Source organism: Blautia sp. OM07-19, from assembly GCF_003481595.1.
GTDB classification, from domain to species: Bacteria; Bacillota; Clostridia; order Lachnospirales; family Lachnospiraceae; genus Blautia_A; species Blautia_A intestinihominis.
Map to the genome: position 1 here is coordinate 129,292 of NZ_QULA01000003.1, position 23,543 is coordinate 152,834.

Here is a 23,543-nt window from a genome sequence, read left to right on the forward strand (position 1 = left end):
TAATAAGGGCATCAAAAAAGCCCTTATTTCAGGGCTTTTTCCAACTCTTTGATCACAATCTTGAGCGCCTTAATGCGCGCATACTTCTTATCCACCGACTCAAGAATATGCCACGGCGCATAAGCCGTACTAGTCTTCTTGAGCATCTCATTGACCGCCTCCTCATACTGATCCCATTTCTCACGGTTTCTCCAGTCCTCATCCGTGATCTTCCATTGTTTCTCAGGATTGTTCTGACGGTCATTAAACCGTGCAAGCTGTGTATCCTTGTCAATCTGAACCCAGAATTTGATGATCACAGCTCCCCAGTCGGACAGTTCTTTCTCAAATTCGTTCATTTCATTGTAAGCGCGTTTCCAGTCATTTTCACTGCAGAATCCTTCCAGTCGCTCCACCATGACGCGTCCATACCAGGTACGGTCAAAAATTGCGATATGACCGTCCTTTGGAAGTCTCGTCCAGAAACGCCACAGATAATGGCGGGCTTTTTCGTGTGGTTCCGGGCTGGCGATCGGATGCACCTCGTATCCGCGTGGATCAAGTGCACCTGTGATTCTCTTGATATTTCCACCCTTGCCGGCAGCATCCCATCCTTCGTATGTGATGATCACCGGGATCCGTTTGCGGTAGAGACGGTTATGGAGTTCACTTAATTTACTCTGGAGTTTCTTAAGTTCCTTGTCATATTCCTCATCGTCGATCGTCTTGCCGGCAAGCTCAACATCTGCCAGTTTCGGCATCTTTACCAAAGGGAAGATATTCTGAAGGATCGGAACGGAATGGCTCTGGTTCTGGAGGGCAACCTCAATGCTGCTCACCAGTGTATCCATCACCTGTAATTCTGCCCATTTCTTGTCCCTGGCGTCTATGATATACCATGGAGAGGTTGATGCATTCGTATCCTTGAGATAGCGGTCATAGACTTTCTCGCATTTGCGGTAATGTTCCTGCTGCCATTTGTCGAATTCTGACACTCTCCAGCGTGTATCCTGACTGGAACAGAGTTTATCCATGCGGAATTTCTGCTCTTCTTTGTCGATCTGCATAAAGAACTTGAGCACCAGATAACCATTATCCGTAAGCTGACGCTCAAACCGGCGGATGCTCTCGATCCGCTTCTCATAATCCTCTCCGGTCAGTTCCTTACGGAGCACTTCCTGCGTCGTCTGCTCCATCCATCCGGAATCCAGAAAAGTAAATTTGCCCTGCTCCGGGATCTGGCACATGTAGCGGTAAAGAAATGGTCTGCGCAGTTCCTCCTCAGACGGAGCTGACATCGTCGCCACCTTAAAAAATCTCGGGTCGATATTCTTGATCACCTTGCCGATCATACTGCCCTTGCCGGCGGCACTCCATCCCTCAAAAAGCACCAGCACCGGAAGTTTGTGCTCCTTGATCTTCATCTGAAGATCATAAAGTTTCTTTCTTGCCGCATCGAGCTGCTGTTTCAGTTCCTCTTTCTCGGGAGTTTCTCCCGGTATCCATGTTTTCAGCAAAAAACGCACCCCATTTCTTTTATTATATATTGATCAGAGAATAGCCAAGCTTCACCTCTCTGACCGCTGTTTCACCCTGTCCCATCATTTCGATCAGCATCTCCACTGCCATCTCACCGCTCTTCTCATAAGAAAAATGCACGGTAGGGATCGGCGGTGTGATCACTCTCGCGATCTCAGAATCTCCATGTCCCGCAACCAGAATATCCTCCGGGACTTTCTTTCCATGCTCTCTCAGATAACGGACGGCTCCGGCAGCCATGGTATCTGTCGCACAGATGACTGCATCAAGCTCCGGATACTTCGCAAGCAGTTCTCCCGCCTTCTCATAACCGGAATCAGAAGTAAATGCAGAAATCACCGTCTGCTGTGCCGCCTTCTCTATGCCGGCTTTTTTTACAGCATCTTCATAACCGCCAAAACGTTCTGCGCCAACTGCCTTGTCCTGCATGATCGCGCCGATATATCCCGGATTTTTCCTTCCCATATCGAGAACGGCTTCTGTGAGATCTCTGGTAGCGTGATAATCATCATGATACACACAGCAATGGCCGGAATACTGCTGTCCTACCAGGATCACCGGTACAGACAGGTTCTTAAGGATCTTCTTATGCTCGGCGGTCACTACTGTCGCAGCGAGGATCACGCCGTCCACCTGCTTGTCGTTAAAAGCAGAAAGATATTCCAGTTCTTTCTTCGGATCGTTCTGTGTCACCGCGAGGAGCATCTGATAACCGCTCTCATTCAGTACAGAGAGAACTCCTTCTACGATCTTGCCTATGGATGCGGATGCGATCTTTGGTACGATCACACCGATCATTTTTGTTTTTTTGGTACGGAGTGTCTGTGCCTGGATGGAAGGGCGATAGCCTGTCTGCTCTACAACTTTGCGGATCGCCTCTTTCTTCTCTTCTGAAATATATCCGTTGTTAAAGTAACGGGAAACTGCCGCACTGGACACACCTGCTAATTTTGCTATTTCACTTATATTCATGCTTTTTCCCCTTTGCTGTAGTATAACACAATTTTGCTTTTGTTACCACGTTTCATAAAAAAAAGGCACTGTCAAATACGGATCTAATCCAGGAATCTGACAGTGCCTTCTCTTACTTATTATTTAATTTTATACGGTAAAGACTTCTTCCAGTCTCTGGGTCTTTCCTGTTTTTACTACTTTAAATTCCGGATAATCATCACTGTTTGTCAGAAGCACTGCCGCTACCGGGCTGTATCCGGCTGCTTTGATCTTTGCGATGTCAAAAGTCATCAGCTTCTGGCCTGCTTTGACTTTCTGTCCTTCTTCTACCAGAAGCTCAAATCCGTCACCTTTCATGTTTACGGTATCAACACCTACATGGATCAGGACTTCCATATCTGCCGGTCCTGTGATACCGATTGCATGTTTTGTATCTGTTACAGAAGAGATCTCGCCGTCAAACGGAGCCACGACAACGCCTTCTTCCGGGTCGATTCCGACACCGTCACCGAGAACGCCTGCTGCAAACGTATCATCCGGGATCTCATTTCTCGGAACAATGGTTCCCTGGATCGGTGCATACAGTTTCTTTGCTGTACCGTCTACCGTTACTTCTTCTGCTGTCTCTTCTGTTGCTGTCGGAGCGTCATCTGTTTTTGCTGCTGTCACTTTGGCATCTTCCGGGTCTTCTTTCCAGGTGAACCAGGTCAGTGCGAATGCTACTGCGAAGGAAACTGCCAGCATGATCGCATACTGTGCGGAATAATCCAGTGTGGTAAGGAATCCCGGGATTCCTGTAACTCCGTAAGAAGTTGCTCCAATGTGGAAAATGGATCCAAGCAGGGCTCCAACGGCACCACCTGCCATACCACATACAAGAGGTTTCATGAAACGAAGGTTTACACCGAAGATCGCCGGTTCTGTAATTCCAAGTGCTGCGGATAATGCAGACGGGATGGAGATTGATTTTGTCTTGTAGTTTCTTGCTTTGAGGCCGACTGCGAGGCAGGCAGCTCCCTGTGCAAAGTTTGCTGCGGATGCGATCGGCATCCAGATATTCAGCCCGTCAGAAGCAAGCATACCTGCTTCAATTACATTGTACATGTGGTGGATACCGCAGACTACTGTGAGCGGATAGATCGCACCCATGATCATTGCTCCGATTCCGTGTCCTACTGTGATGATCCAGGACGCAAATTCAAGTACATAAGTTTCTGCTGTGGAGAATACCGGTCCGATCAGTCCGATGGTAAGGAAACCTGTGATCAGTACGGTACAAAGTGGCGTTACAAAAAGGTCAATCATCTCCGGAACATGTTTATGCAGCCAGTTCTCCAGCTTGCACATGATCCATACTGCGATGATAACAGGAATTACATGACCCTGATATCCAACCTGTCTGATGGAAAATCCAAACAGATGCCATACCGGGATGTCAGCTGCATCCATAGATGCTACAGACCATGCGTTGATAAGGTTCGGGTGGATCATGATCATACCGATGACTGCACCTAGGAAAATATTTCCGCCGAATACTCTTGCCGCAGATACTGCGATCAGGATCGGCAGGAAGGTAAATGCTGTGTTTGAAAACAGGTCGAGGATCCCGTACCAGTCGCTTCCTGCAAATGCAGGCATTGCCTTACCAAGTGCCTCTACCAGTCCCATCATAAGACCAGATGCTACGATCGCCGGAAGGATCGGCACGAAAACATCTCCCAGTGCCTTGATCATTCGTTTGAATACCGGCTGTTTCGCTACCGCTGCTGCCTTCACTTCTTCTTTGGTCGCTGCGGTCATTCCGCTGACCTTGAGGAATTCATCGTATACCTTATTTACTGTGCCGGTTCCGATGATGAGCTGAAGCTGTCCGTTGTTACTGAAAACACCTTTCACACCATCGATGTTCTCAAGTTTCTTCATATCGATCTTGCTGTTGTCTACCGTTACCAGACGCAGTCTCGTTGCACAATGTGCCGCACTTACAAGATTGGATCTGCCGCCAACGGCATCAAAGATTTCTTTTGCACACTTTGCATAATCCATTGCCATTTTCTCTCCCTCTTTCCTTTGTTTTTGCTTTGCGCTCTTGTATGAAATCGTTTACATTTCGTATTTTTAATATAACCCTTTTTGTTTCATTTGTAAACTGGCATTTCAGCCAAACATCAAAGGTCATTTTTGTGCATATTTCTGTAATCGTTTTCACCTCCTGTATGCAGTCTTTGAAGGACCGCATAAAAGCACTACATTAAATGATATTTTTCAAATGCTTTTTTTATTCCATCTTCTGTCACGGACGGGCAGATCACGTCAGCAATTTTCTTCATCTCCTCACTGCCGTTTTCCATGCAGACACTTAATCCTGCGACTTCCAGCATTTCCTTGTCATTCATACTGTCGCCGAAGCCGACCGAATCTTCCAGGGAAATTCCCAGATGCTCACATACTTTCAGCACACCGGTTCCTTTGTCAAATCTGCGGCTTATGATCTCGCCGTTTACAAACCCGCCTCTCGGCTCCTGGATACAGAAGGAAAAATCATCCTTCAGTTCTTCCCGGCAGATCTCAAGGCTTTCCATAGACGGGCTCATAACGACCATCTTGTATACCGCCTGCCCCTTATAGGCTTCCATTGGTAAGATATTCAGATCCTTCTCGATCTGTTCCTGCCAGCGGAGCATTTCACTGTTTCCACCTTCATTTGCGTGTTCTCTGAGGAAGTTCTTGAAGCCGTCATCTGTAAAAGCTCCCTCCACACACTCGATCGTCCGAAAGATCCCGTTTTCTTTCAGGAGCTGACTCATGCGGTCACGTTCTTCGTCTGTCATCGGGCTGTCATAGATCACTTCATCTCTGCACACCACATATCCGCCGGAGCTTGCCACAACTCCGTCAAATCCATATTTCAGAAGCGGTGACAGCATTGCATAATTGCGTCCTGTGCAGAGAAAAACATAATTTCCTGCTTCCTGTGCTCTCCTGATCGCTTCCAGGGCAGAAGCCGGAGGCACATTGGTTCCCGGCTCTGTCAGTGTTCCATCAATATCCAGAAAAATAGCTTTTGGTTTCATAGATCTTTCATTTCTCCCTTTTATATTAATATGTAATCATTTTCATTAATTTCATTATATTTCTTGTCGATATATTTGTAAACTGGCGTTTTATATAATATTTTCAATATCTTTTTGTGCGTAATATATGAAATCGTTTTCGTTTCTGTTTCATAAAAACAAAAAAAGAAATGGCATTGGCCCTGCGTGAACAGAACGTCTGCCATTTCTCTTTGTCGTAGGATGATCTTTTATTTTTTTTATGAAAGTTCCAGCTTTCCTGTGTAAAGCTGATAATAAGTACCTTTCTGCTTGATCAGGTCCTTATGGTCACCTCTCTCGATGATCTTTCCGTGTTCCAGAACAATGATCGCATCGCTGTTTCGAATTGTAGAAAGTCTGTGGGCGATAACAAATACGGTACGGCCTTTCATCAGGTTGTCCATACCCTGCTGAACAATGTTCTCTGTACGGGTATCGATGCTTGAAGTTGCCTCATCAAGAATGAGTACCGGCGGGTCTGCAACGGCTGCCCTGGCAATGGAGAGAAGCTGTCTCTGCCCCTGGGATAATTCCTCGCCGTCACCACTTAACATGGTATCATATCCCTTCGGAAGCATCTGGATAAACTGATCTGCATGGGCAAGTTTGGCTGCTGCATAGATTTCCTCATCTGTCGCATCCAGCTTACCGTAACGGATGTTGTCACGAATCGTTCCGGTAAACAGGTGTGTATCCTGAAGAACGATACCGAGGGAATGTCTCAGGTCGTCTTTTTTGATCTTTGTGATATTGATTCCATCATAACGGATCTTTCCATCCTGGATATCGTAGAAACGGTTGATCAGGTTGGTGATCGTTGTTTTTCCTGCTCCGGTAGAACCTACGAATGCAAGTTTCTGACCCGGTTTTGCATAGAGGCTGATGTCGTGGAGGATGGTTTTGTCCTCATTGTAGCCAAAAGTTACATCTTCGAACCTTACATCACCTTTGAGCTCTGTGTAAGATACAGAACCGTCTGCGGAATGCGGATGTTTCCATGCCCACATGCCCGTTCTCTCCTTGCACTCTGTGATGTTTCCGTTGGCATCTTTTTTCGCATTGACGAGAGTTACATAACCTTCGTCATCCTCCGGCTTCTCATCGATCAGGTTAAAGATACGCTCTGCACCGGCAAGTGCCATGACGATGGAGTTAAACTGCTGTGCCACCTGCATGAACGGCTGTGTAAAGCTCTTGGTAAACTGCAGGTAGGAAGCCATGACACCAAGTGTGATCCCCCCAACTCCTGCAACGGAAAGGATCCCGCCGAGAACTGCTGTCAGGACAAACTGCAGGTTTCCGATGTTTCCGATGACCGGTCCCATCATGTTACCGTATTTGTTCGCCTGTGCCGCACTCTCAAAAAGAGCCTCGTTCAGTTTGTCAAATTCCTCTTCGGATTTCTTTTCATGGTTAAAAACTTTGACAACACGCTGTCCGTTCATACGCTCTTCGACAAAACCTGTCACATCTGCGAGGGACATCTGCTGTCGAACGAAGTATTTTCCACTCTTTGCACCGATCTTTCCTGTGACAAACAGCATCAGGAAAATGATCAAAACCGCCAGGATCGTGAGCAGCGGGCTCAGAACCAGCATGGAAATAAAGGTAACGACAATCGTAAACAGTGCCATCAGCGCCTGCGGGATCGCCTGGCTGATCATCTGTCTCAGGGTATCCGTATCATTCGTATAAAGACTCATGATCGAACCGTTTGTATTCTGGTCAAAATAGCGGATCGGCAGAGTCTGCATATGTTCAAACATATCGTCTCGCACTCTCTTTAAGACGCCCTGTCCGATATATACCATCATCCTTGTATAGATAAAAGTCGCAGCAACACCTGCCAGGAAGACACATCCAAGAACCGTCAGCGCCTTATAAAGTCCGGCGAAATCCGGGCTCTTCTGTCCAATCAGAGGAAGGATAAAATCATCCAGAAGATATCTCAGAGAAAGAGAAACTGCTGTTGTTGCCACCGCACTGATCAGGATACAGAAAAATACAAGGATAAACTGAAATTTGTATTTTCCTGTCATATATTTCATAAGACGCTTTGCTGTCTGCAGATCTTTCTTTGTCATTCGCGGTTTTTTATTTTTGCTGTTATTACTCATCCTCTTCGCCTCCCTTCACCTGAGATTCGTATACTTCTCTGTAAATTTCATTTGTCTTCAGAAGTTCTTCGGAAGTTCCCACTCCGACAATCTGGCCGCCATCCAGAACAATGATCTGGTCCGCATCTTCTATAGAAGAAACACGCTGTGCAATGATGATCTTGGTCGTATCCGGGATCTCCTCGCGGAAAGCTTTACGGATCAGGGCATCTGTCTTGGTATCTACCGCACTGGTAGAATCGTCAAGGATCAGGATCTTCGGTTTTTTCAGAAGAGCACGTGCGATACAGAGTCGCTGTTTCTGGCCACCGGAAACGTTATTTCCACCCTGAACGATCATGGTATCGTAGCCATTCGGGAATTCTGTAACGAAACCATCTGCCTGCGCCAGCTTACATACACGTCTTACTTCTTCGTCAGAAGCATGCTCATCACCCCAACGGATGTTTTCGTAGATGGAACCAGAGAAAAGGACGTTTTTCTGGAGCACCATGGATACCTGATCACGGAGCACTTCCAGGTTGTAGTCTCTTACATCGATCCCGCCAACTTTGACTGCACCGCCGGTGACATCGTAAAGTCTCGGGATCATCTGAACCAGTGTGGATTTGGCACTTCCTGTTCCACCGATGATTCCGACTGTCTGTCCGGATTTAATATGAAGGTTTACATCTTTCAGCGAAAGATTTCCGCCCTCTCCGGCATAGCTGAAGTTTACATGGTCAAAAACGATATCGCCGCTCGGGACTTCTCTGACTGCATCAGATCTGTCCTGCATCTCAGGCACTTCATTAAGAACCTCTGTGATACGGTCTGTAGAAGCCTCTGCGATCATGATCATGACAAATACAAAAGTTACCATATTCAGAGACATCAGGATCTGCAGTGCATAGACGATCACACTTGTCAGCTCACCTGTCTCCATGGTTCCAAACACAATACTGCGTCCACCGATCACAGCGATCAGAAGAACGACCGCATACATCATAAACTGCATGGTCGGCGCATTCCATGCAACGATCTTTTCAGCCTTTGTGAACAGGGTATAAACGTATTTGGATACCCCATGGAATTTATTTACCTCATAATCTTCTCTTACAAAAGCTTTCACTACACGGGCAGCGTTGACGTTTTCCTGAACGGAATTGTTCAGCTCATCGTACTCGTCAAATACTTTGATAAAATGCGGATGTGCTTTTTTTGCAATGTACATCAGTGCGCCGCCGAGAACCGGGATCACGACCAGGAACAGAAGTGCGATCTTGACATTGATCAAAAGTGTCATGACCCAGGATAAGATCACCATGATCGGAGCTCTCGCCAGAAGACGGATACTCATCATGTATGCCATCTGTACGTTTGTGATATCGGTCGTCATTCGTGTGACCAGACCGGATGTGGAAAAATGGTCAATGTTTTTGAATGAAAAATCCTGTACCTTATAAAAAATATCGTGACGAAGATTTTTCGCATATCCTGCCGCTGCAACTGCTGCCATATTTCCGGCCTGCACGCCAAAAAACAGCGCGAGCATCGCCATTGCGACCAGGATGATCCCCCTCTGTACGATGTATCCCAGATCACCGTTGGCGATACCAACGTCGATGATCTTTGCCATCTCCAGAGGAATGAGCACTTCCATCAGTACTTCGAGGATGACAAGGATCGGAGCCAGCATGGACTGCTTCTTGTATTCTCTGATGGATTTAAAAAGTGTCTTATTCATCTTTTTGATTTTCCTCCTTATTCATTTCTGACAGATTACACAGCATCTGTCCCAATGCTTTTTTGCAGATCAGAACATCCTCCGGGGCTATCCCTTCGATCAGCCTTGCCTCTGTTTTCTGGATATGTTCCAGGATCTTCGGCCGCATCTCTTCTGCTTTCGCAGTCGGAACGATCCGTTTCAGCCTGGCATCCTTCTTTACACTTTCTCTGTAAATATACCCATGTTTCTCCATGAGTTTGAGGATCCCTGTGACTGTGGATTTCCTGATCTGAAATTCTTCTTCAATATCCTTCTGATAAAGGTCTCTGTGGAGAGACTCCAGAAGAACAAATTTCAGCACATGTTTCTGCATGATCGTCAGCTCATCGTTCTCGATCGCCGATGCCACACTGTTGGAATCCCGCTTCATCTGATGCGACATCATATGGATCAGCCTTCCCACGTGCATATTTGTCAGTTTTTCTTCCGTTTCTTTCATCGAAACAGCGAGTTCCCCCTTTCACCGATTCCTTAAATTAGTTCGCATCCTAACTTTTGATATTATACAAATATGATTTTTTAATGTCAAGTTGTTTTATCTATTTTTTTGTGTGAACTTTTGTACACAAAAAAATGCCCCTCCTTACAGGGACATTTTCTGACTTTCGTATAGAGTTCGGACTTCGTCGGTCCGGGTTCTGTGTGGGAAACAGATGCTTCCAAGCTGGCAGACAGGCATGACTCCCATAAGGGAATTTGTCACAAAACATTCGTCATAATACATCAGTTCTTCCGGGTAGATCACTGTTTCGTTTACTTCAAACTTCTCACGAACGTACTCCCGCAGGATTCCCGGGAGAAGCCCACAGTTCAGCTGCGGAGTGTAGATTTTGTTTTTGCGGACAAAGAAAATATTGCTGACCGCGCCCTCGCAGATCTGCCCTTTGGTGTTCAGAAAAACTCTCTCCTGGATCCCGGCTGCTGTGGCGGCTCTTTTTTCGAGGATGCAGTCGCCATAGTTCAGGGTCTTGTGGTACACAAGCTGAGAGGTTTCATTTCGTTTCACCTTACTGATATCAGCTACGAATCCCCGGAGATATTTTTCTTCTGTATATGGATTGCCTCGCATCTGAAAGAGCACGTTTTCGCCGGAAAGAACGACCTTTACCGCTCCGTGCCGTGTTTCCTCTTCACTCTGATCTGCGATAAATTTGTGAACCGCTTCTTCTGTGACACCCCGCACAGAAGCCGGGCCAAATCCAAAAAACGCTGCCGCCCTCTCAAGTCTCCTCAGATGACGGTCAAGCAGGATCGGTCTTCCCTCTTCTACTGCAATCGTCTCAAATGCACCCAGTCCGAACTGGAACCCCTCATCTAATTTAATGTCCATACCGTTCCCCCATACTTTTTTATCTTAACGCTTCCAGAATCGCCTTCGCTTTCTGGAGCGTCTCCTCATACTCAAACTCCAGATCAGATTCCGCTGTGATGCCGCCGCCTGCGCCGAGGAAATATTTCCCGTCTTTGTGAAGGGCAGTGCGGATCACGATATTGAAATCACAGTCTCCATCCAGGGTCAGATATCCTATAGATCCAGTATACAGATTTCTCTTCCCATGTTCAAGTTCATCTATGATCTCCATCGCACGATATTTCGGAGCCCCTGTGATCGACCCGCCTGGAAATGCTGCTTCCAGAAGGTCTACAAAGTTTTTGCCCTCTTCCAGAGCTCCCTCGATGTCAGAGACGAGGTGAAAAACAGTCGCGTATTCTTCTACTGTAAAAAGTTCTGTCACCTTCACGCTGCCCGGTTTACACACCCGATTCAGGTCATTTCGTTCCAGATCGACGATCATCAGGAGTTCACTCTTGTCCTTCTCAGAGTTTTCCAGTTCGGTACGCATCAGAAGGTCTTCTTCCAGAGTCGCGCCTCTTTTTCGTGTACCTTTGATCGGTCTTGTGTTGACGTGACCTTTTTTCATCTTGAGAAAACGTTCCGGGGAAGCGCAGACGATCTGGAAATCGCCATAATCCATGTATCCGCCGAACGGTGACGGATTATTTTTGCGAAGGTCATAAAAAACATCCAGCGGAGCCTTATCACTCTCGATGGTAAGCTGCTGCGTCATGTTTGTAATGTAGATATCTCCTTCTATAATATAGTGGATCATGTCGTCCACGGCTTTTTTGTATTCTTCTTTTTCGAAGTTCGGTGTTACGATGATATTGTGAGGAACTCTCTGTTCTTCTTTTCTCTCTGTCCGCTGCCGGATTTTCTGCTCCATTTCCCGGATCTTCTCAGAAGCATCCGCTGTAATCCCATTTGCGACCAGATATGTTTCTTTCTGATGACAGTCCTCAATGAGATAAACATCATAAAAGGTCAGCACGGCATCCGGGATCTTCACGAGAGCTTTTTCCCCGGACGGAACGCCCTGCAGTTTGCGCCCATAATCATAAGAAAAATATCCCACTGCGCCGGAGACCAGCGGAAGCTCACTCTCATTCTGATCGACATGATCTCTCAGGTAGTTTCGCAGATAATCTTCAAAGGTGATCCCTGTCTCTTCTTTTTCATTGATAAAAAATTTCTCCCCGTCCTTCACCAGTTTGAGGTACGGGCAGGCTCCAATAATGGAAAATCTTCCAAGGTCATTGACCAGAGAAGAATCCAGGAATACACAATCCTGCTCCGATGCCAGCGCGCGGAAAGTTTCTGCCGCCGGTATATATGTAGTTAATTTTTTGATCTGTCGTTGTTTATGGTACATATTTTTTCTCCTTCTATTCGATCACCACGATCCCGTTATTTCTTATAATAATACTATCCTCACACGCTCTCCGCGATCTGGCAGAAATTCTCAAGGATCTCATGTCCATACTCCGTAAGAACTGCCTCCGGGTGGAACTGCACGCCGTACAAAGGCAGTGTCTTATGAGAGATTCCCATAACAGTTCCATCCTCTGCCACAGCGTCCACCTGCCATTCTGATGGAACACTTTCCTTATCTACGATCAGAGAATGATATCTCGTCACACGAAACTTCTCAGGAAGCCCGCCAAAAACTCCCGTTCCCTGGTTGTGGAGCGGTGTAACCTTACCATGCATCGGACGCTCCCCCTTGTGGACAGACGCACCGCTGCAGAATCCAAGCACCTGATGTCCAAGGCAGACTCCGAGGATCGGAATCCTTCCCTGAAATCTCCTGACTGCCTCCACACACACAGCCGCATCCCACGGACGCTTCGGTCCCGGGGAAAGGATGATCCCCTCCGGGTTCATTTCCTCAATCTCCTCCATCGTGATCTGGTCACTGCGCCGCACCAGGATCTTTCGTCCCAGTTCCTCAAAGTAAGCCTTGAGATTATATACAAATGAATCATAATTATCGATCATCAAATACATATGCGTTCCCTCCTGCATTAAAAACATACAAAAAAAGGGACAACAACCGCGCACAAAAAAATGCACACAGTCGTTATCCCTGATCGGTCCGTAATCTGCGAATCTCTTTTTTCTATAAAGTAACTCTATGCTACCACAGCCAGCCCTTGCCGTCAAGGTTTATCTTTTTCCATCGAATATTGTCTTTTTTTTATCAGTTTGCTGTAAAATGATGCCTTTTTTCGATAAATTTTATCTTTTATATCTCATGCATATATGCTATACTAAACTCGAAATGAATGATATGCAAAATAGGACTTTATGCGTCAAGTGTTCAGCGAATGGGGAGTTGTCGCTGAAACGAAAAGTACGTCTTACGGTATAGAGTCCGCACCCGTTGCGACAATATAAGAGGATATCTCATATTGTGTAGGGATACGTTTTTCGACATACGTTCTATCACAATTGGAGATATCTTTTTGCTTTTATAAATCACAGTATTACCTCGACAAAAAAAAGACAATCTCCATGGTATCGTAAATTTTTATTTATATTTCAAGGAGGTTGTCATTTTTTATGGTAGACAAAGCAAAAGTAGAACAGGCGATCCGTCTTCTTCTCGAAGGGATCGGTGAAAATCCTGACCGTGAAGGACTTAAAGATACACCAGACCGTATCGCACGTATGTGCACCGAAATCTACGGTGGTCTGGACGAAGAAGCTGACCAGCATCTTCTGAAACAGTTCCAGGTAGAGAACAACGAGATGGTTCTCGAAAAGGACATCACTTTTTATTCCATGTGCGAACATCATCTGATGCCATTTTACGGCAAGGCACACATTGCCTATATCCCGAATGGCAAAGTAACCGGTCTCAGCAAGCTCGCCCGTACTGTAGACGTTTATGCAAGAAGACCGCAGATCCAGGAACGACTGACTGTTCAGATCGCAGATGCCCTGGATCGTGTTCTTGAACCAAAGGGAGTTATGGTCATGCTTGAAGCAGAACACACCTGCATGACAATGCGCGGAATCAAGAAACCAGGCAGCAAGACCATGACCGTTATCACCAGAGGCGAATTCAAGAATAATATCGAACTCCAGAAACAGTTCCTCGCCATGGTAAAAGACTGATGGAGCCAGCGATGAAAAGAGTCCAGGAAATCTGGGAACACCCCCTCTATCAGCAGAATCTTAAGAAACTGACCCAACTTGAAGCAGACCGTATATTCTGCCGGCATACCCCGGAGCATTTCCTTGATGTAGCACGTCTTGCTTACATATTTTCACTGGAACGTGGAATTTCCTGTCCCCGTGAACTTATTTACTGCACTGCCCTTCTCCATGATATCGGCCGTGCAGAACAGTATACTGTCGGGACACCTCACGACGAGGCAGGTGCCCGCATTGCAGAAACGATCCTTTCTGACCTTGACTTCTCTTCCGAAGAAAAAGAAGCGATCCTCTCTGCGATCCGCGAGCACCGTTCTTCCAGTGATGAGGTTCCAGTGCTCAGCCAGCTCATCTACGAAGCTGACAAAAAATCCAGGAATTGTTTTCTCTGTGTGGCAGAACCAGAATGCTACTGGTCCCCGCAGAAAAAAAATATGACAATTCAATACTAAAGGAGAACCTGTCATGAAAATAGGAAATCGTGAATTCGATGTAACTAACAGAACATATATCATGGGAATCCTCAACGTAACACCGGATTCCTTCTCAGACGGCGGCAAATGGAACACCATGGATCACGCCCTCAAGCACGCAGAAGCCATGATCGCTGACGGTGCGGATATTCTGGATGTCGGCGGCGAGTCTACCCGTCCGGGCCATACACCGGTCAGTGCAGAGGAAGAAGCTGCCCGTGTCGTTCCAGTCATCGAGGCACTCCGCAAGCATTTCGACGTGCCGATCTCCGTTGACACTTACAAAGGAAGCGTTGCTGATGTCGCTGTTCAGGCAGGCGCAGACCTTGTAAACGATGTCTGGGGACTCAAATACGACCCGGAAATGGCCGGTGTCATCGCAAAGCACGACGCTGCCTGCTGCCTGATGCACAATAAGGCAAACACAGAATACAATAACTTCCTTATTGATATGCTTGCAGAGACACAGGAATGTGTCAACATCGCAAGAAAAGCCGGCATCAAAGATGAGCGCATCATCCTCGACCCGGGTGTAGGCTTCGGCAAAACTTACGAGATGAACCTGGAGACCATGAACCATCTGGAACTTTTCCAGCACCTTGGATTCCCGGTACTGCTCGGAACTTCCCGCAAATCCATGATCGGTCTTGCTCTGGATCTCCCGGTTGACCAGCGTGTAGAAGGTACCATTGCCACTTCCGTCATCGGCGTTATGAAGGGCTGTGCTTTCATCCGCGTCCACGATGTCAAAGAAAACAAACGTGCCGTACTGATGACTGAAGCAATTCTTGGAAGGAACATAAAATAATGGATAAGATCGAGATCAGAAACCTTGAGATTTTTGCAAACCACGGAGTATTTCCGGAGGAAAATGTACTCGGACAGAAATTTGTCGTATCTGCGACTCTTTACACAGATACCCGAAAGGCCGGCCTGACCGATGAGCTGACAGCCTCCATCCATTACGGAGAAGTCAGCCACATGATCACGAAGTTCGCCAAAGAGCACACCTACAAACTTCTCGAAGCTCTCGCCGAAAATCTCTGCCAGATGCTCCTTTCGGAACTGCCCTTATTAAAAAAGATCACACTCCGCATCGAGAAACCATGGGCTCCTGTAGGGCTTCCGCTCGATACCGTTGCCGTTGAGATCACCAGAAGCTGGCACACTGCCTATGTAGCTTTCGGCTCCAACCTCGGGGACAAAAAGAAATACCTGGATAACGGGATCCAGGGACTCAAAGATACACCAGGCTGCGAAGTGGAAGCTGTGTCCAAATATCTGGTCACAGAACCTTACGGTGGTGTAGAACAGGATGAATTTCTGAATGGAGTCCTGAGACTCCGTACACTCCTGACTCCGGAAGAACTGCTCGACAGACTTCATGAACTGGAGGCAGAAGCCAACCGCGAACGCCTGATCCACTGGGGGCCACGTACCCTGGATCTTGACATTCTCTTTTATGACAATGAGATCATCGACACTCCGGATCTTCACATTCCGCATATCGACATGCAAAACCGTGATTTTGTGCTGAAACCGATGGATGAGATCGCACCATACTACCGTCATCCGGTACTGAACAAAACCATCCACCAGCTTCTCGATGAACTTCTCGCTAAATAAAGCTTTCAGACCTTCTGAGTCCGGAGTCATACTCCAAGGCTCAGAAGGTTTTTTGCTTCTTTCAGACGTTCGTAGAACTGTGCATAGAAGTCCTGTGATTCTTCATACGGTTTCGTATAGAAACGGCTGATCACATACATATTCAGGTTTCTGATCAGTTCCGTGTCCTCTGTCTGATAAAAAACTTCCTGCACATCCAAAAGGAACTGATGCCAGTCCCAGACAAATTTCTCGTACTGCTTAAGATCCGGTGTGTCGATCCATTTCTTTACTTTGATCTTGGAGCGGTTTTTCTTCGCACATTCATGGATCTGGATGATATACTTAAAGCCATCTTCTGTATAATATCTTCCAAGTGGAAACAGGCGGCAGAATCCCGGACGGATCGCATGCACAGAACATCTGCCCTCTTCATTTAAGAACACACAGCTCTCTTCTTTTCCCTTCATCATCAGATGTGGAAGGATATTTCCGTCAGATACGCCAAGTTCCAGAACTATCCCGATCAGTTCCTGTGGCTGTTTTCCAAGTCCTCTTGACAGACGACAGACATCATACGGATCCAGGATCACAGAATCTCCCATTCCCTTGCAGCAGTCGCAGCATCCCTTACAATCCTGACAGTCTGCCTTTACCATATCATTTGCATCATATAATCTTCCATCTGAAATCTCTTCCAGAGTTACCTCACGCCGCATATTTCTACCCCTTTTCTTCTATAATAAGTAAATATTGTTTTTAATCGTTGCAAGCCTTATGATACAGGACTATAATAGGGATTGTCAATCATCAAGAAAAATGGAGGAAACACAAAATGCGATCTCTCGCAATCTACCTGAAAAACTACAAGAAAGAAAGCATCTTTGCACCTTTCTTCAAATTTCTGGAAGTTGTGTTTGACCTGCTTGTTCCGGTAGTCATCGCCCAGATCATCGATGTGGGTATCGCAGGAAATGACCGTCATTACATTATCGAACGGTTTTTTATCCTTGTCCTGATGGCTGCTGCCGGACTTACAGTCAGCATCACAGCCCAGTTTTTTGCTGCAAAGGCCAGCGTTGGATTTGCCACAGAACTCCGTCAGGCTGTCTATGACCATGTACAGAAACTTTCTTACACGGAACTCGACACCCTCGGAACAGACACTCTGATTACCCGTCTTACCGACGATATCAACCAGGTACAGAATGGTGTAAATATGGGACTTCGTCTTCTTCTTCGAAGCCCGTTTATCGTACTCGGCTCCATGGTCATGGCATTCACCATCAACTTCCGCTGTGCCCTGGTCTTCGCCGTTGCGATCCCATTCCTGTTTCTGGTTGTTTTTGTGATCATGTATCTCAGTATCCCGCTTTTCCGCAAGGTACAGAGCCGTCTGGATACCGTCACAAGACTGACCAGAGAAAACCTCACCGGTGTACGCGTCATCCGTGCATTCTGCCGCGAAAAAGAATCCGTACAGGAATTTGACGAGAGCAACGAACAGCTCACTAAATTAAATGAATTCGTCGGCAGACTTTCTGCCCTTCTCAATCCGGTGACTTACGTACTCATCAACATCGCGACTGTCATCCTGATCAGCAACGCCGGTCTCCAGGTAAACCTTGGAAACATGCAGCAGGGTGAGGTCGTAGCGCTCTACAACTATATGGCACAGATGATCGTCGAGCTTATCAAACTGGCTTCCCTGATCATCACCCTCAACAAATCCGCAGCCTGTGCAGGCCGTGTGGCAGATATCCTCAAAGTAAAAACTTCCATGGAGTACCCGGCAGCTTCCGCTGCTCAGACTTCCGGCAAAAATGCCCTCGAATTCGAGAACGTTACTTTTGCCTATGCAGGTTCCAGCGAACCAAGCCTTTCCGATATCAGCTTCTCTGTCAAAAAAGGCCAGACAGTTGGTATCATCGGCGGTACCGGAAGCGGTAAATCCACACTTGTCAATCTGATCGCACGTTTTTATGATGCGACACAGGGTACTGTCCGTATTGATGGACAGGATATCCGCAGTTACAGCCAGCAGGATCTCCGTGAAAAGATCGGTGTTGTACCACAGCGTGCAGCCCTCTTTAAAGGAACGATCCGCGAAAACATGAAATGGGGACGCGACGATGCCACAGATGCAGAGATCTGGGATGCACTCACAACAGCCCAGGCGCGTGAGATCGTCGAAGGCAAGGATGGTCAGCTTGATTTCAAACTGGAACAAAATGGTCGCAACCTTTCCGGAGGACAGAAACAGCGTCTCACCATCGCGCGTGCCGTTGTCAAGAAACCAGAATTCCTGATCCTGGACGACAGTGCCAGTGCACTTGACTTTGCGACAGATGCAGCACTTCGTAAATCCCTGCATCAGTTGAGCGGCAATGTCACCACCTTCCTGGTATCTCAGCGAGCTGCCAGCATCCGTCAGGCAGACCTGATCCTCGTTCTGAACGATGGTGAGCTTGTCGGCAAAGGCATTCATGATGACCTGATCCGCTCCTGCGAGATCTACCGAGCGATCTACTTCTCCCAGTTCCCTGAAGAACGGGCAAAATATGATTCTTCAAAAACTGCCGTTTCCGGCAATGCTGCGGAGGTGACCTTATCATGAGTACAAAAAACAAACAGCCGTCAAATGCAAACAGCACAGAAACTTTGTGGAAGGTACTCCGTTTCATCGGAAGATACCGTCTGCTCCTGATTCTCAGTATCATCCTTGCTGCAGTCTCCGTAGTCCTTCAGCTCTACGTGCCGGTACTGTTTGGTGACGCGATCGACCAGGTCGTTGCAGAACATCAGGTAAACTTCCAGAGGATGTGGTATTACCTTTCCAGGATCCTTGTCATGGTCGTTGTATCCAGTCTTGCTACCTGGATCATGAACATCATCAACAACCGTATGACTTTCCGTACCGTGCAGGACATCCGTGCCAAAGCGATCCGTCACATCCAGAAGCTTCCGCTTTCCTATCTGGACGGACACAGTACCGGAGATATCATCAGCCGTGTCATTGCGGATACGGATATCCTTTCCGACGGTCTTCTGCTTGGATTTACACAGCTTTTTTCCGGTATCGTGACGATCATCGGTACTCTGATCTTCATGTTCTCCAAGAACTTCTGGATCACACTGATGGTCATTGTCCTGACACCACTCAGCTTCTTTGTGGCAAAATTCATTTCCTCACGTTCTTTCCATATGTTCCGGAAACAGAGTGATGCCCGCGGCCGTCAGACTGCTCTCATCGAGGAAATGATTGGAAACCAGAAGATCGTTCAGGCATTTGGTTACGAGGACAAATCCTCTGCCCGCTTTGCCGAGATCAACCAGGAATTAAAGGAATGCAGCCAGAAAGCTGTCTTCTACAGCAGTCTGACCAACCCGTCTACCCGTTTCGTAAACAACGTCATCTACGCAGGTGTAGCTCTGGTCGGTGCCTTTATGATTCCTGGCGGTGCTCTGACTGTCGGCGGACTTTCTGTACTGCTCTCCTATGCGAACCAGTACATGAAACCATTCAATGATATCAGTTCCGTTATCACAGAACTTCAGAACGCACTTGCCTGCGCCACCAGAATCTTCGCACTTCTGGAAGAAGAACCGGAAAGCAAAGATCCTGAGGAAACGATTTCCGATGTTAAAGGTGAAGTCGATATCGACAATGTCAGCTTCCGCTATGTTCCGGACAAGAAGCTTATCGAAGACTTCAATCTCCATGCAGAGCCTGGTAAACGTATCGCGATCGTCGGACCGACCGGATGCGGTAAAACTACTTTTATCAACCTGCTGATGAGATTTTATGATGTGACCGGAGGAACCATTTCCATCGACGGACATCCGATCAACGAGATCTCCCGCCATTCCTTACGAAGCAGCTTCGGTATGGTCCTTCAGGAAACCTGGATCAAAAACGGTACTGTCCGTGACAATATCAACATCGGCAAACCAGATGCCACTGACGAAGAGATCATCGAGGCAGCAAAGCGTTCCCACAGCTGGGAATTCATCCGCCGTCTCCCGGACAAACTTGATACCATGCTCAAGGAAGACAGCTTAAGCCAGGGTGAGAAGCAGCTTCTGTGCATCACCCGTGTCATGCTCTGCCTGCCGCCTATGCTGATCCTGGATGAAGCAACATCAAGCATCGATACACGAACCGAACTCATGGTTCAGGAAGCGTTTGATCGTCTGATGGAGGGTCGTACCAGCTTCATCGTTGCACACCGTCTGTCCACGATCCGAAATGCAGACGAGATCCTCGTCATGAAAGACGGAAGCATCATCGAACAGGGCTCTCACGAAGAACTGATGGCGAAAGGCGGATTTTACCAGAATCTTTATAACAGCCAGTTTGTCAAAGTTGCTGAATGATCCTGGATCTTTCGTAAAGATCAATGAATGCACCGCCGATGTTTCCTCAATATGCAATATCAAAAAATCCTGCCGGATCAGAAAGGTATTCCTCTCTGCTGTGGCAGGATTTTTGTTTGTTATTGATATTATTATTTCTCTTTCTGTGATGCCAGATATTCTTCTGTCAGGGCAACTGCATCGCGGATGCAGTCCGGGCAGGCACGGAGAATTTTGCCGGTCTCTACGCCTTTGAGGTCACGGCAGAGATAGGAGCCGTTCTGCTCTGCAAATTTGTTGATGTAGGCTTTGGCTTTCTTGTAGGTATCGCCCTTGGTCATCTTGCCTTTCTCCGGATCTCCCACACTGTTCTGCAGTCCGATCACCATCATCATTCCTGACAGCGCACCGCACATATCCATGATCCCCATTCCGAAACCAAATCCTTCTGCGATCTTGAACATCTCTTCTCTGTCCACTCCAAACTCCTCACAGAATGAACATGCAACTGCCTGTGCACAGTTATATCCCTGATCGTGAAATGCGATCGCCTGTTCTGCTTTTGTACTCATTTAAAAAAATTCCTCCTGGTATTATTTTTTTGAAAAAAAGTGTTTCAAAAACACATACATCACAATGATAAACGCACTGATATACCCCAGTGCTCCCAACGCCGGGATCCCCCACAGCTTTGGCTTCATATCTGTCGTACAGATAATACTGGAACTGATCAGAAGTGCCATCACCCACAGTCCCATAACGATATTTCGCACCAGCCTTCGGAGCAGTCTGGAAAGATCATCTGCCACATGGAGATCCAGATTGATCTTCGTCTGTCCCTTCATACAGCCCTGCAGAAAATCTGCCGCAAGCGACGGAACTTCGATGGATTTCTTGAAGGACCGATAGATGTTTTTGGTATTTGCCCTGAGCTCCCTCTTCCAGTTTCCCTCGCCAAAAAATTCTTCTTTGATGCGGGCTGCCGCAATCTGGACCATATTGATCTCCGGACTGATGTCTGCAAGGACTCCTTCTACATGAGTCAGACCCCGCGCCAGCATGGTAAGTCCGTGAGGCATCATGATCTTGTTTTCCTTCATGACCTCCATGAGATCTACCATGACCTCTGCAAGATCGATATTTCCGATATCTGCAGTTCCATATTTCTCCATCAGATCCTGGATATCCTGATAGAGCTTGCTGTGGTCGGGTTTGCCCTTGAATTCTCCAAGTGCCAGAACTGCATCCTGGATCTTTCCGATATCATTCAGTGCCACGCCTTCCACAGCCTGGCTGATCAGTTCTCTGTCTCTCTCCGTGAGCCTTCCCATCATTCCCATATCGATCCAGACGATCTTGCCGCCCCGGATCCGCACATTGCCAGGATGAGGATCCGCATGGAAAAAGCCATCCTCGATCACCTGCTTGATGAAGTTGTCCACAAATTTGCTTCCGATTTCATTCAGGTCATAGCCGTTCTGCAGAAGTTTTTCTTTATCGTTGATCGCGATCCCGTCAATATATTCCATGACCAGTACATGCGTCGTTGTATATTCCCGATACAGGATCGGCGTTTTTACAAAGGCAACGCCCTTGTTCTTTTTGGCAAACTCGGAAATGTTGGCGGCTTCTGTCAGGAAGTTCATCTCCTCCTGTGTCACTGTCCACAGTTCGCTTAAGACCATGTTCAGGTCAACGGCACCCTTGATGCTGACCGGCGGCATCAGCCGCACTGCCTTGTGCATCAGGCCAATGTCCCTTGCCATCGTCTCGTAGATTCCCTTGCGCTGTACTTTGACGACAACTTCCTCGCCTGTTTTGAGCGTTGCCCGGTGAACCTGTGCAATGGAGGCGGAACCGAGTGGTCGCTCCTGGATCTCTTTGAACTCTGCCTGCCAGGGACATCCCATCGACTCTTCCAAAACCTCGATCACCTCCGAAAAAGGCATCGGCGGTACATCGGAACACAGTTTCATCAGCTCATCGCAGTAACGCTTGGGAAGGATGTCTGAACGAAGTGACATAAGCTGACCCAACTTGATATAAGTTGGGCCCAGATCTTCCAGTATAAGACGAAGTTTCTCCGGAGAGACACCTCGCGTGATAGAATGTTTCTTCAGAACAGCGGTGATTTCTTTGAGGCGCTCTCCGTAGCCGTCTTTCTGCTCTGCTTCATTGTCTGGTCTGCTCATTTGCTGCTCCGTTTCTGTTGTTTATTCTTCCGTTGTTTCCTGTGCCGGCTCTTCAGCTGCTGCAGGAGCTTCTTCCTTTGGAGCTTCTTCGGTTTTTGGTGCTTCCTCTGCCTTTGGTGCTTCCATCTTGAGGATCTGCTCTTTGAGTTCTGCAAGCTGCTCCGGTGAAAGTTTGGCAAGGGTATCCTTGATGTCTTCCTTCGGTGCTTTCGGTGCAGGTGTTGTCTTGGTCTTGATTGTTTCTTTGATGTTGTGTTTCAGTTCCTGATTCAGAACCTTGCCCTGCTCTACGGTAAGTTCACCTTTCTTAACCAGCTCGTCCAGGATCTCCTTGGATTTCTCTGCTGTCACTGCAACAGTACCTACGCCTGCGAGTAAAAGTTTTTTAAGTCCGTCTCCTAATTCCATAATATATATCTCCTTTCATAAAATCTTATCATTTTTAAAGCTGCTTCAGAAACAAAAGCCCTTTCGGTACAAAGATCAGAAGTCCGACGATCGCTGCCATGATCGCTGCGATCAGGACTGCTCCTGCTGCCGTATCCTTGGCGATCTTTGCAAGCGGATGACGCTCGGTGGTCACGAGATCTACCACAGCCTCAACTGCTGTGTTGACCAGTTCCAGTGCCATCACAAGCCCGAACAGCCCAAGACAGATGCACCATTCTGTGATCGAAAGTCCCAGGATCCATCCGGCGATCACGACAAGAGCCGCGACTGCAATATGTATCTTCATATTTCTTTCATTTCTGATGCAAGTAAAAATCCCTTCAAAAGCATAACTAAAGCTCTTGTGCAGCGGATCCTTCTTTCTGCCTGCCATTCTGCTCACCTGCCTTTTGTCTTCTATATACGGATTGTTCCGCAGCAAGCTGCGCAATTCGTTTAGTTATATTATAACAGAATTGTCCTAAAACAACCATAGTTCTGTGCAAATTTTCACATTAATATATATTTTTTGCATTTA

General features: G+C 47.1%; 21 protein-coding genes and 1 riboswitch. Of the genes, 6 read left to right on the plus strand and 15 right to left on the minus strand.

What is annotated here, in order from left to right; all coding sequences use genetic code 11:
• Positions 1-23: 23 nt before the first annotated feature.
• The 10 genes from pap to DXC01_RS04200 all read right to left on the minus strand — a co-directional run bounded on the left by pap (position 24) and on the right by DXC01_RS04200 (position 12,798).
• Positions 24-1,496: a polyphosphate:AMP phosphotransferase gene (gene pap, locus DXC01_RS04155; protein ID WP_118251348.1), complete on the minus strand. Its 1,473-nt coding sequence runs from the start codon at positions 1,494-1,496 to the stop codon at positions 24-26.
• Between the two features lie 22 nt (positions 1,497-1,518).
• Positions 1,519-2,490, minus strand: coding sequence for a LacI family DNA-binding transcriptional regulator (locus DXC01_RS04160; protein WP_022215600.1), 972 nt, complete (start codon positions 2,488-2,490; stop codon positions 1,519-1,521).
• A 129-nt stretch (positions 2,491-2,619) separates the two neighbouring features.
• On the minus strand, positions 2,620-4,524 hold the full coding sequence (locus tag DXC01_RS04165; RefSeq protein WP_118698329.1) for a PTS beta-glucoside transporter subunit IIBCA: 1,905 nt from the start codon (positions 4,522-4,524) through the stop codon (positions 2,620-2,622).
• 194 nt (positions 4,525-4,718) lie between these two features.
• A complete protein-coding gene (locus DXC01_RS04170) occupies positions 4,719-5,546 on the minus strand; it encodes an HAD family hydrolase (RefSeq protein ID WP_118698330.1) in 828 nt (275 codons plus the stop codon).
• A 239-nt stretch (positions 5,547-5,785) separates the two neighbouring features.
• Entirely contained in the window at positions 5,786-7,684 is a 1,899-nt protein-coding gene (locus DXC01_RS04175) for an ABC transporter ATP-binding protein (RefSeq protein WP_118698331.1), read from the minus strand.
• A complete protein-coding gene (locus DXC01_RS04180; RefSeq protein ID WP_118698332.1) occupies positions 7,677-9,410 on the minus strand; it encodes an ABC transporter ATP-binding protein in 1,734 nt (577 codons plus the stop codon). The genes DXC01_RS04175 and DXC01_RS04180 overlap by 8 nt, the downstream gene beginning before the upstream one ends.
• Positions 9,403-9,891, minus strand: a complete 489-nt coding sequence (locus DXC01_RS04185; RefSeq protein ID WP_022215595.1) for a MarR family winged helix-turn-helix transcriptional regulator — start codon at positions 9,889-9,891, stop codon at positions 9,403-9,405. The genes DXC01_RS04180 and DXC01_RS04185 overlap by 8 nt, the downstream gene beginning before the upstream one ends.
• Positions 9,892-10,035: 144 nt before the next feature.
• Positions 10,036-10,782: an aminotransferase class IV gene (locus DXC01_RS04190; RefSeq protein ID WP_118698333.1), complete on the minus strand. Its 747-nt coding sequence runs from the start codon at positions 10,780-10,782 to the stop codon at positions 10,036-10,038.
• A gap of 19 nt (positions 10,783-10,801) precedes the next feature.
• Entirely contained in the window at positions 10,802-12,163 is a 1,362-nt protein-coding gene (pabB, locus tag DXC01_RS04195; RefSeq protein ID WP_118698334.1) for an aminodeoxychorismate synthase component I, read from the minus strand.
• 59 nt (positions 12,164-12,222) lie between these two features.
• The gene (locus tag DXC01_RS04200) at positions 12,223-12,798 is read right to left on the minus strand and encodes an anthranilate synthase component II (protein ID WP_118698335.1); all 576 of its coding nucleotides are present in this window, start codon (positions 12,796-12,798) and stop codon (positions 12,223-12,225) included.
• Between the two features lie 284 nt (positions 12,799-13,082).
• Positions 13,083-13,179, plus strand: a riboswitch (THF riboswitch).
• Between the two features lie 174 nt (positions 13,180-13,353).
• On the opposite strand from DXC01_RS04200, the gene folE reads away from it, so the two are divergent.
• From folE to folK, 4 genes are read left to right on the plus strand one after another with little or no spacing between them, the layout of a single operon-like run.
• Entirely contained in the window at positions 13,354-13,911 is a 558-nt protein-coding gene (gene folE / locus DXC01_RS04205) for a GTP cyclohydrolase I FolE (protein WP_022215591.1), read from the plus strand.
• An 11-nt stretch (positions 13,912-13,922) separates the two neighbouring features.
• A complete protein-coding gene (locus DXC01_RS04210; RefSeq protein WP_118698336.1) occupies positions 13,923-14,402 on the plus strand; it encodes an HD domain-containing protein in 480 nt (159 codons plus the stop codon).
• A 13-nt stretch (positions 14,403-14,415) separates the two neighbouring features.
• Positions 14,416-15,231 (plus strand): dihydropteroate synthase, encoded by an 816-nt coding sequence (folP, locus tag DXC01_RS04215; RefSeq protein WP_118698337.1) that lies wholly within the window; start codon positions 14,416-14,418, stop codon positions 15,229-15,231.
• A complete protein-coding gene (folK, locus tag DXC01_RS04220) occupies positions 15,231-16,049 on the plus strand; it encodes a 2-amino-4-hydroxy-6-hydroxymethyldihydropteridine diphosphokinase (protein ID WP_118698338.1) in 819 nt (272 codons plus the stop codon). The genes folP and folK overlap by 1 nt, the downstream gene beginning before the upstream one ends.
• 26 nt (positions 16,050-16,075) lie before the next feature.
• Here the strand turns inward: folK and DXC01_RS04225 are convergent, their stop codons facing one another.
• Positions 16,076-16,747, minus strand: coding sequence for a YkgJ family cysteine cluster protein (locus DXC01_RS04225; protein ID WP_118698339.1), 672 nt, complete (start codon positions 16,745-16,747; stop codon positions 16,076-16,078).
• 116 nt (positions 16,748-16,863) lie between these two features.
• On the opposite strand from DXC01_RS04225, the gene DXC01_RS04230 reads away from it, so the two are divergent.
• Positions 16,864-18,645 (plus strand): ABC transporter ATP-binding protein, encoded by a 1,782-nt coding sequence (locus DXC01_RS04230; RefSeq protein WP_118698340.1) that lies wholly within the window; start codon positions 16,864-16,866, stop codon positions 18,643-18,645.
• Positions 18,642-20,405, plus strand: a complete 1,764-nt coding sequence (locus tag DXC01_RS04235) for an ABC transporter ATP-binding protein (protein ID WP_118698341.1) — start codon at positions 18,642-18,644, stop codon at positions 20,403-20,405. Before DXC01_RS04230 ends, DXC01_RS04235 begins: the two co-directional genes overlap by 4 nt.
• 131 nt (positions 20,406-20,536) lie before the next feature.
• Here DXC01_RS04235 and DXC01_RS04240 read toward each other — a convergent pair whose 3' ends face one another.
• The 4 genes from DXC01_RS04240 to DXC01_RS04255 are packed head-to-tail and all read right to left on the minus strand — an operon-like array spanning position 20,537 to position 23,399.
• Positions 20,537-20,956 (minus strand): C-GCAxxG-C-C family protein, encoded by a 420-nt coding sequence (locus DXC01_RS04240; RefSeq protein WP_118251337.1) that lies wholly within the window; start codon positions 20,954-20,956, stop codon positions 20,537-20,539.
• A 21-nt stretch (positions 20,957-20,977) separates the two neighbouring features.
• Positions 20,978-22,576, minus strand: a complete 1,599-nt coding sequence (locus DXC01_RS04245; protein ID WP_118698342.1) for an ABC1 kinase family protein — start codon at positions 22,574-22,576, stop codon at positions 20,978-20,980.
• A 21-nt stretch (positions 22,577-22,597) separates the two neighbouring features.
• The gene (locus tag DXC01_RS04250; protein WP_179978631.1) at positions 22,598-22,984 is read right to left on the minus strand and encodes a hypothetical protein; all 387 of its coding nucleotides are present in this window, start codon (positions 22,982-22,984) and stop codon (positions 22,598-22,600) included.
• Between the two features lie 34 nt (positions 22,985-23,018).
• On the minus strand, positions 23,019-23,399 hold the full coding sequence (locus DXC01_RS04255) for a diacylglycerol kinase family protein (protein WP_118251334.1): 381 nt from the start codon (positions 23,397-23,399) through the stop codon (positions 23,019-23,021).
• Positions 23,400-23,543: the final 144 nt, after the last annotated feature.

Coding starts and splice junctions, on each gene's coding strand:
- DXC01_RS04160 (WP_022215600.1), bottom strand. CDS start 2,490: ATGAATATAAGTGAAATAGCAAAATTAGCAGGTGTGTCCAGTGCGGCA.
- DXC01_RS04165 (WP_118698329.1), bottom strand. CDS start 4,524: ATGGCAATGGATTATGCAAAGTGTGCAAAAGAAATCTTTGATGCCGTT.
- DXC01_RS04170 (WP_118698330.1), bottom strand. CDS start 5,546: ATGAAACCAAAAGCTATTTTTCTGGATATTGATGGAACACTGACAGAG.
- DXC01_RS04175 (WP_118698331.1), bottom strand. CDS start 7,684: ATGAGTAATAACAGCAAAAATAAAAAACCGCGAATGACAAAGAAAGAT.
- DXC01_RS04180 (WP_118698332.1), bottom strand. CDS start 9,410: ATGAATAAGACACTTTTTAAATCCATCAGAGAATACAAGAAGCAGTCC.
- DXC01_RS04185 (WP_022215595.1), bottom strand. CDS start 9,891: ATGAAAGAAACGGAAGAAAAACTGACAAATATGCACGTGGGAAGGCTG.
- DXC01_RS04190 (WP_118698333.1), bottom strand. CDS start 10,782: ATGGACATTAAATTAGATGAGGGGTTCCAGTTCGGACTGGGTGCATTT.
- pabB (WP_118698334.1), bottom strand. CDS start 12,163: ATGTACCATAAACAACGACAGATCAAAAAATTAACTACATATATACCG.
- DXC01_RS04200 (WP_118698335.1), bottom strand. CDS start 12,798: ATGTATTTGATGATCGATAATTATGATTCATTTGTATATAATCTCAAG.
- folE (WP_022215591.1), top strand. CDS start 13,354: ATGGTAGACAAAGCAAAAGTAGAACAGGCGATCCGTCTTCTTCTCGAA.
- DXC01_RS04210 (WP_118698336.1), top strand. CDS start 13,923: ATGAAAAGAGTCCAGGAAATCTGGGAACACCCCCTCTATCAGCAGAAT.
- folP (WP_118698337.1), top strand. CDS start 14,416: ATGAAAATAGGAAATCGTGAATTCGATGTAACTAACAGAACATATATC.
- folK (WP_118698338.1), top strand. CDS start 15,231: ATGGATAAGATCGAGATCAGAAACCTTGAGATTTTTGCAAACCACGGA.
- DXC01_RS04225 (WP_118698339.1), bottom strand. CDS start 16,747: ATGCGGCGTGAGGTAACTCTGGAAGAGATTTCAGATGGAAGATTATAT.
- DXC01_RS04230 (WP_118698340.1), top strand. CDS start 16,864: ATGCGATCTCTCGCAATCTACCTGAAAAACTACAAGAAAGAAAGCATC.
- DXC01_RS04235 (WP_118698341.1), top strand. CDS start 18,642: ATGAGTACAAAAAACAAACAGCCGTCAAATGCAAACAGCACAGAAACT.
- DXC01_RS04240 (WP_118251337.1), bottom strand. CDS start 20,956: ATGAGTACAAAAGCAGAACAGGCGATCGCATTTCACGATCAGGGATAT.
- DXC01_RS04245 (WP_118698342.1), bottom strand. CDS start 22,576: ATGAGCAGACCAGACAATGAAGCAGAGCAGAAAGACGGCTACGGAGAG.
- DXC01_RS04250 (WP_179978631.1), bottom strand. CDS start 22,984: ATGGAATTAGGAGACGGACTTAAAAAACTTTTACTCGCAGGCGTAGGT.
- DXC01_RS04255 (WP_118251334.1), bottom strand. CDS start 23,399: ATGGCAGGCAGAAAGAAGGATCCGCTGCACAAGAGCTTTAGTTATGCT.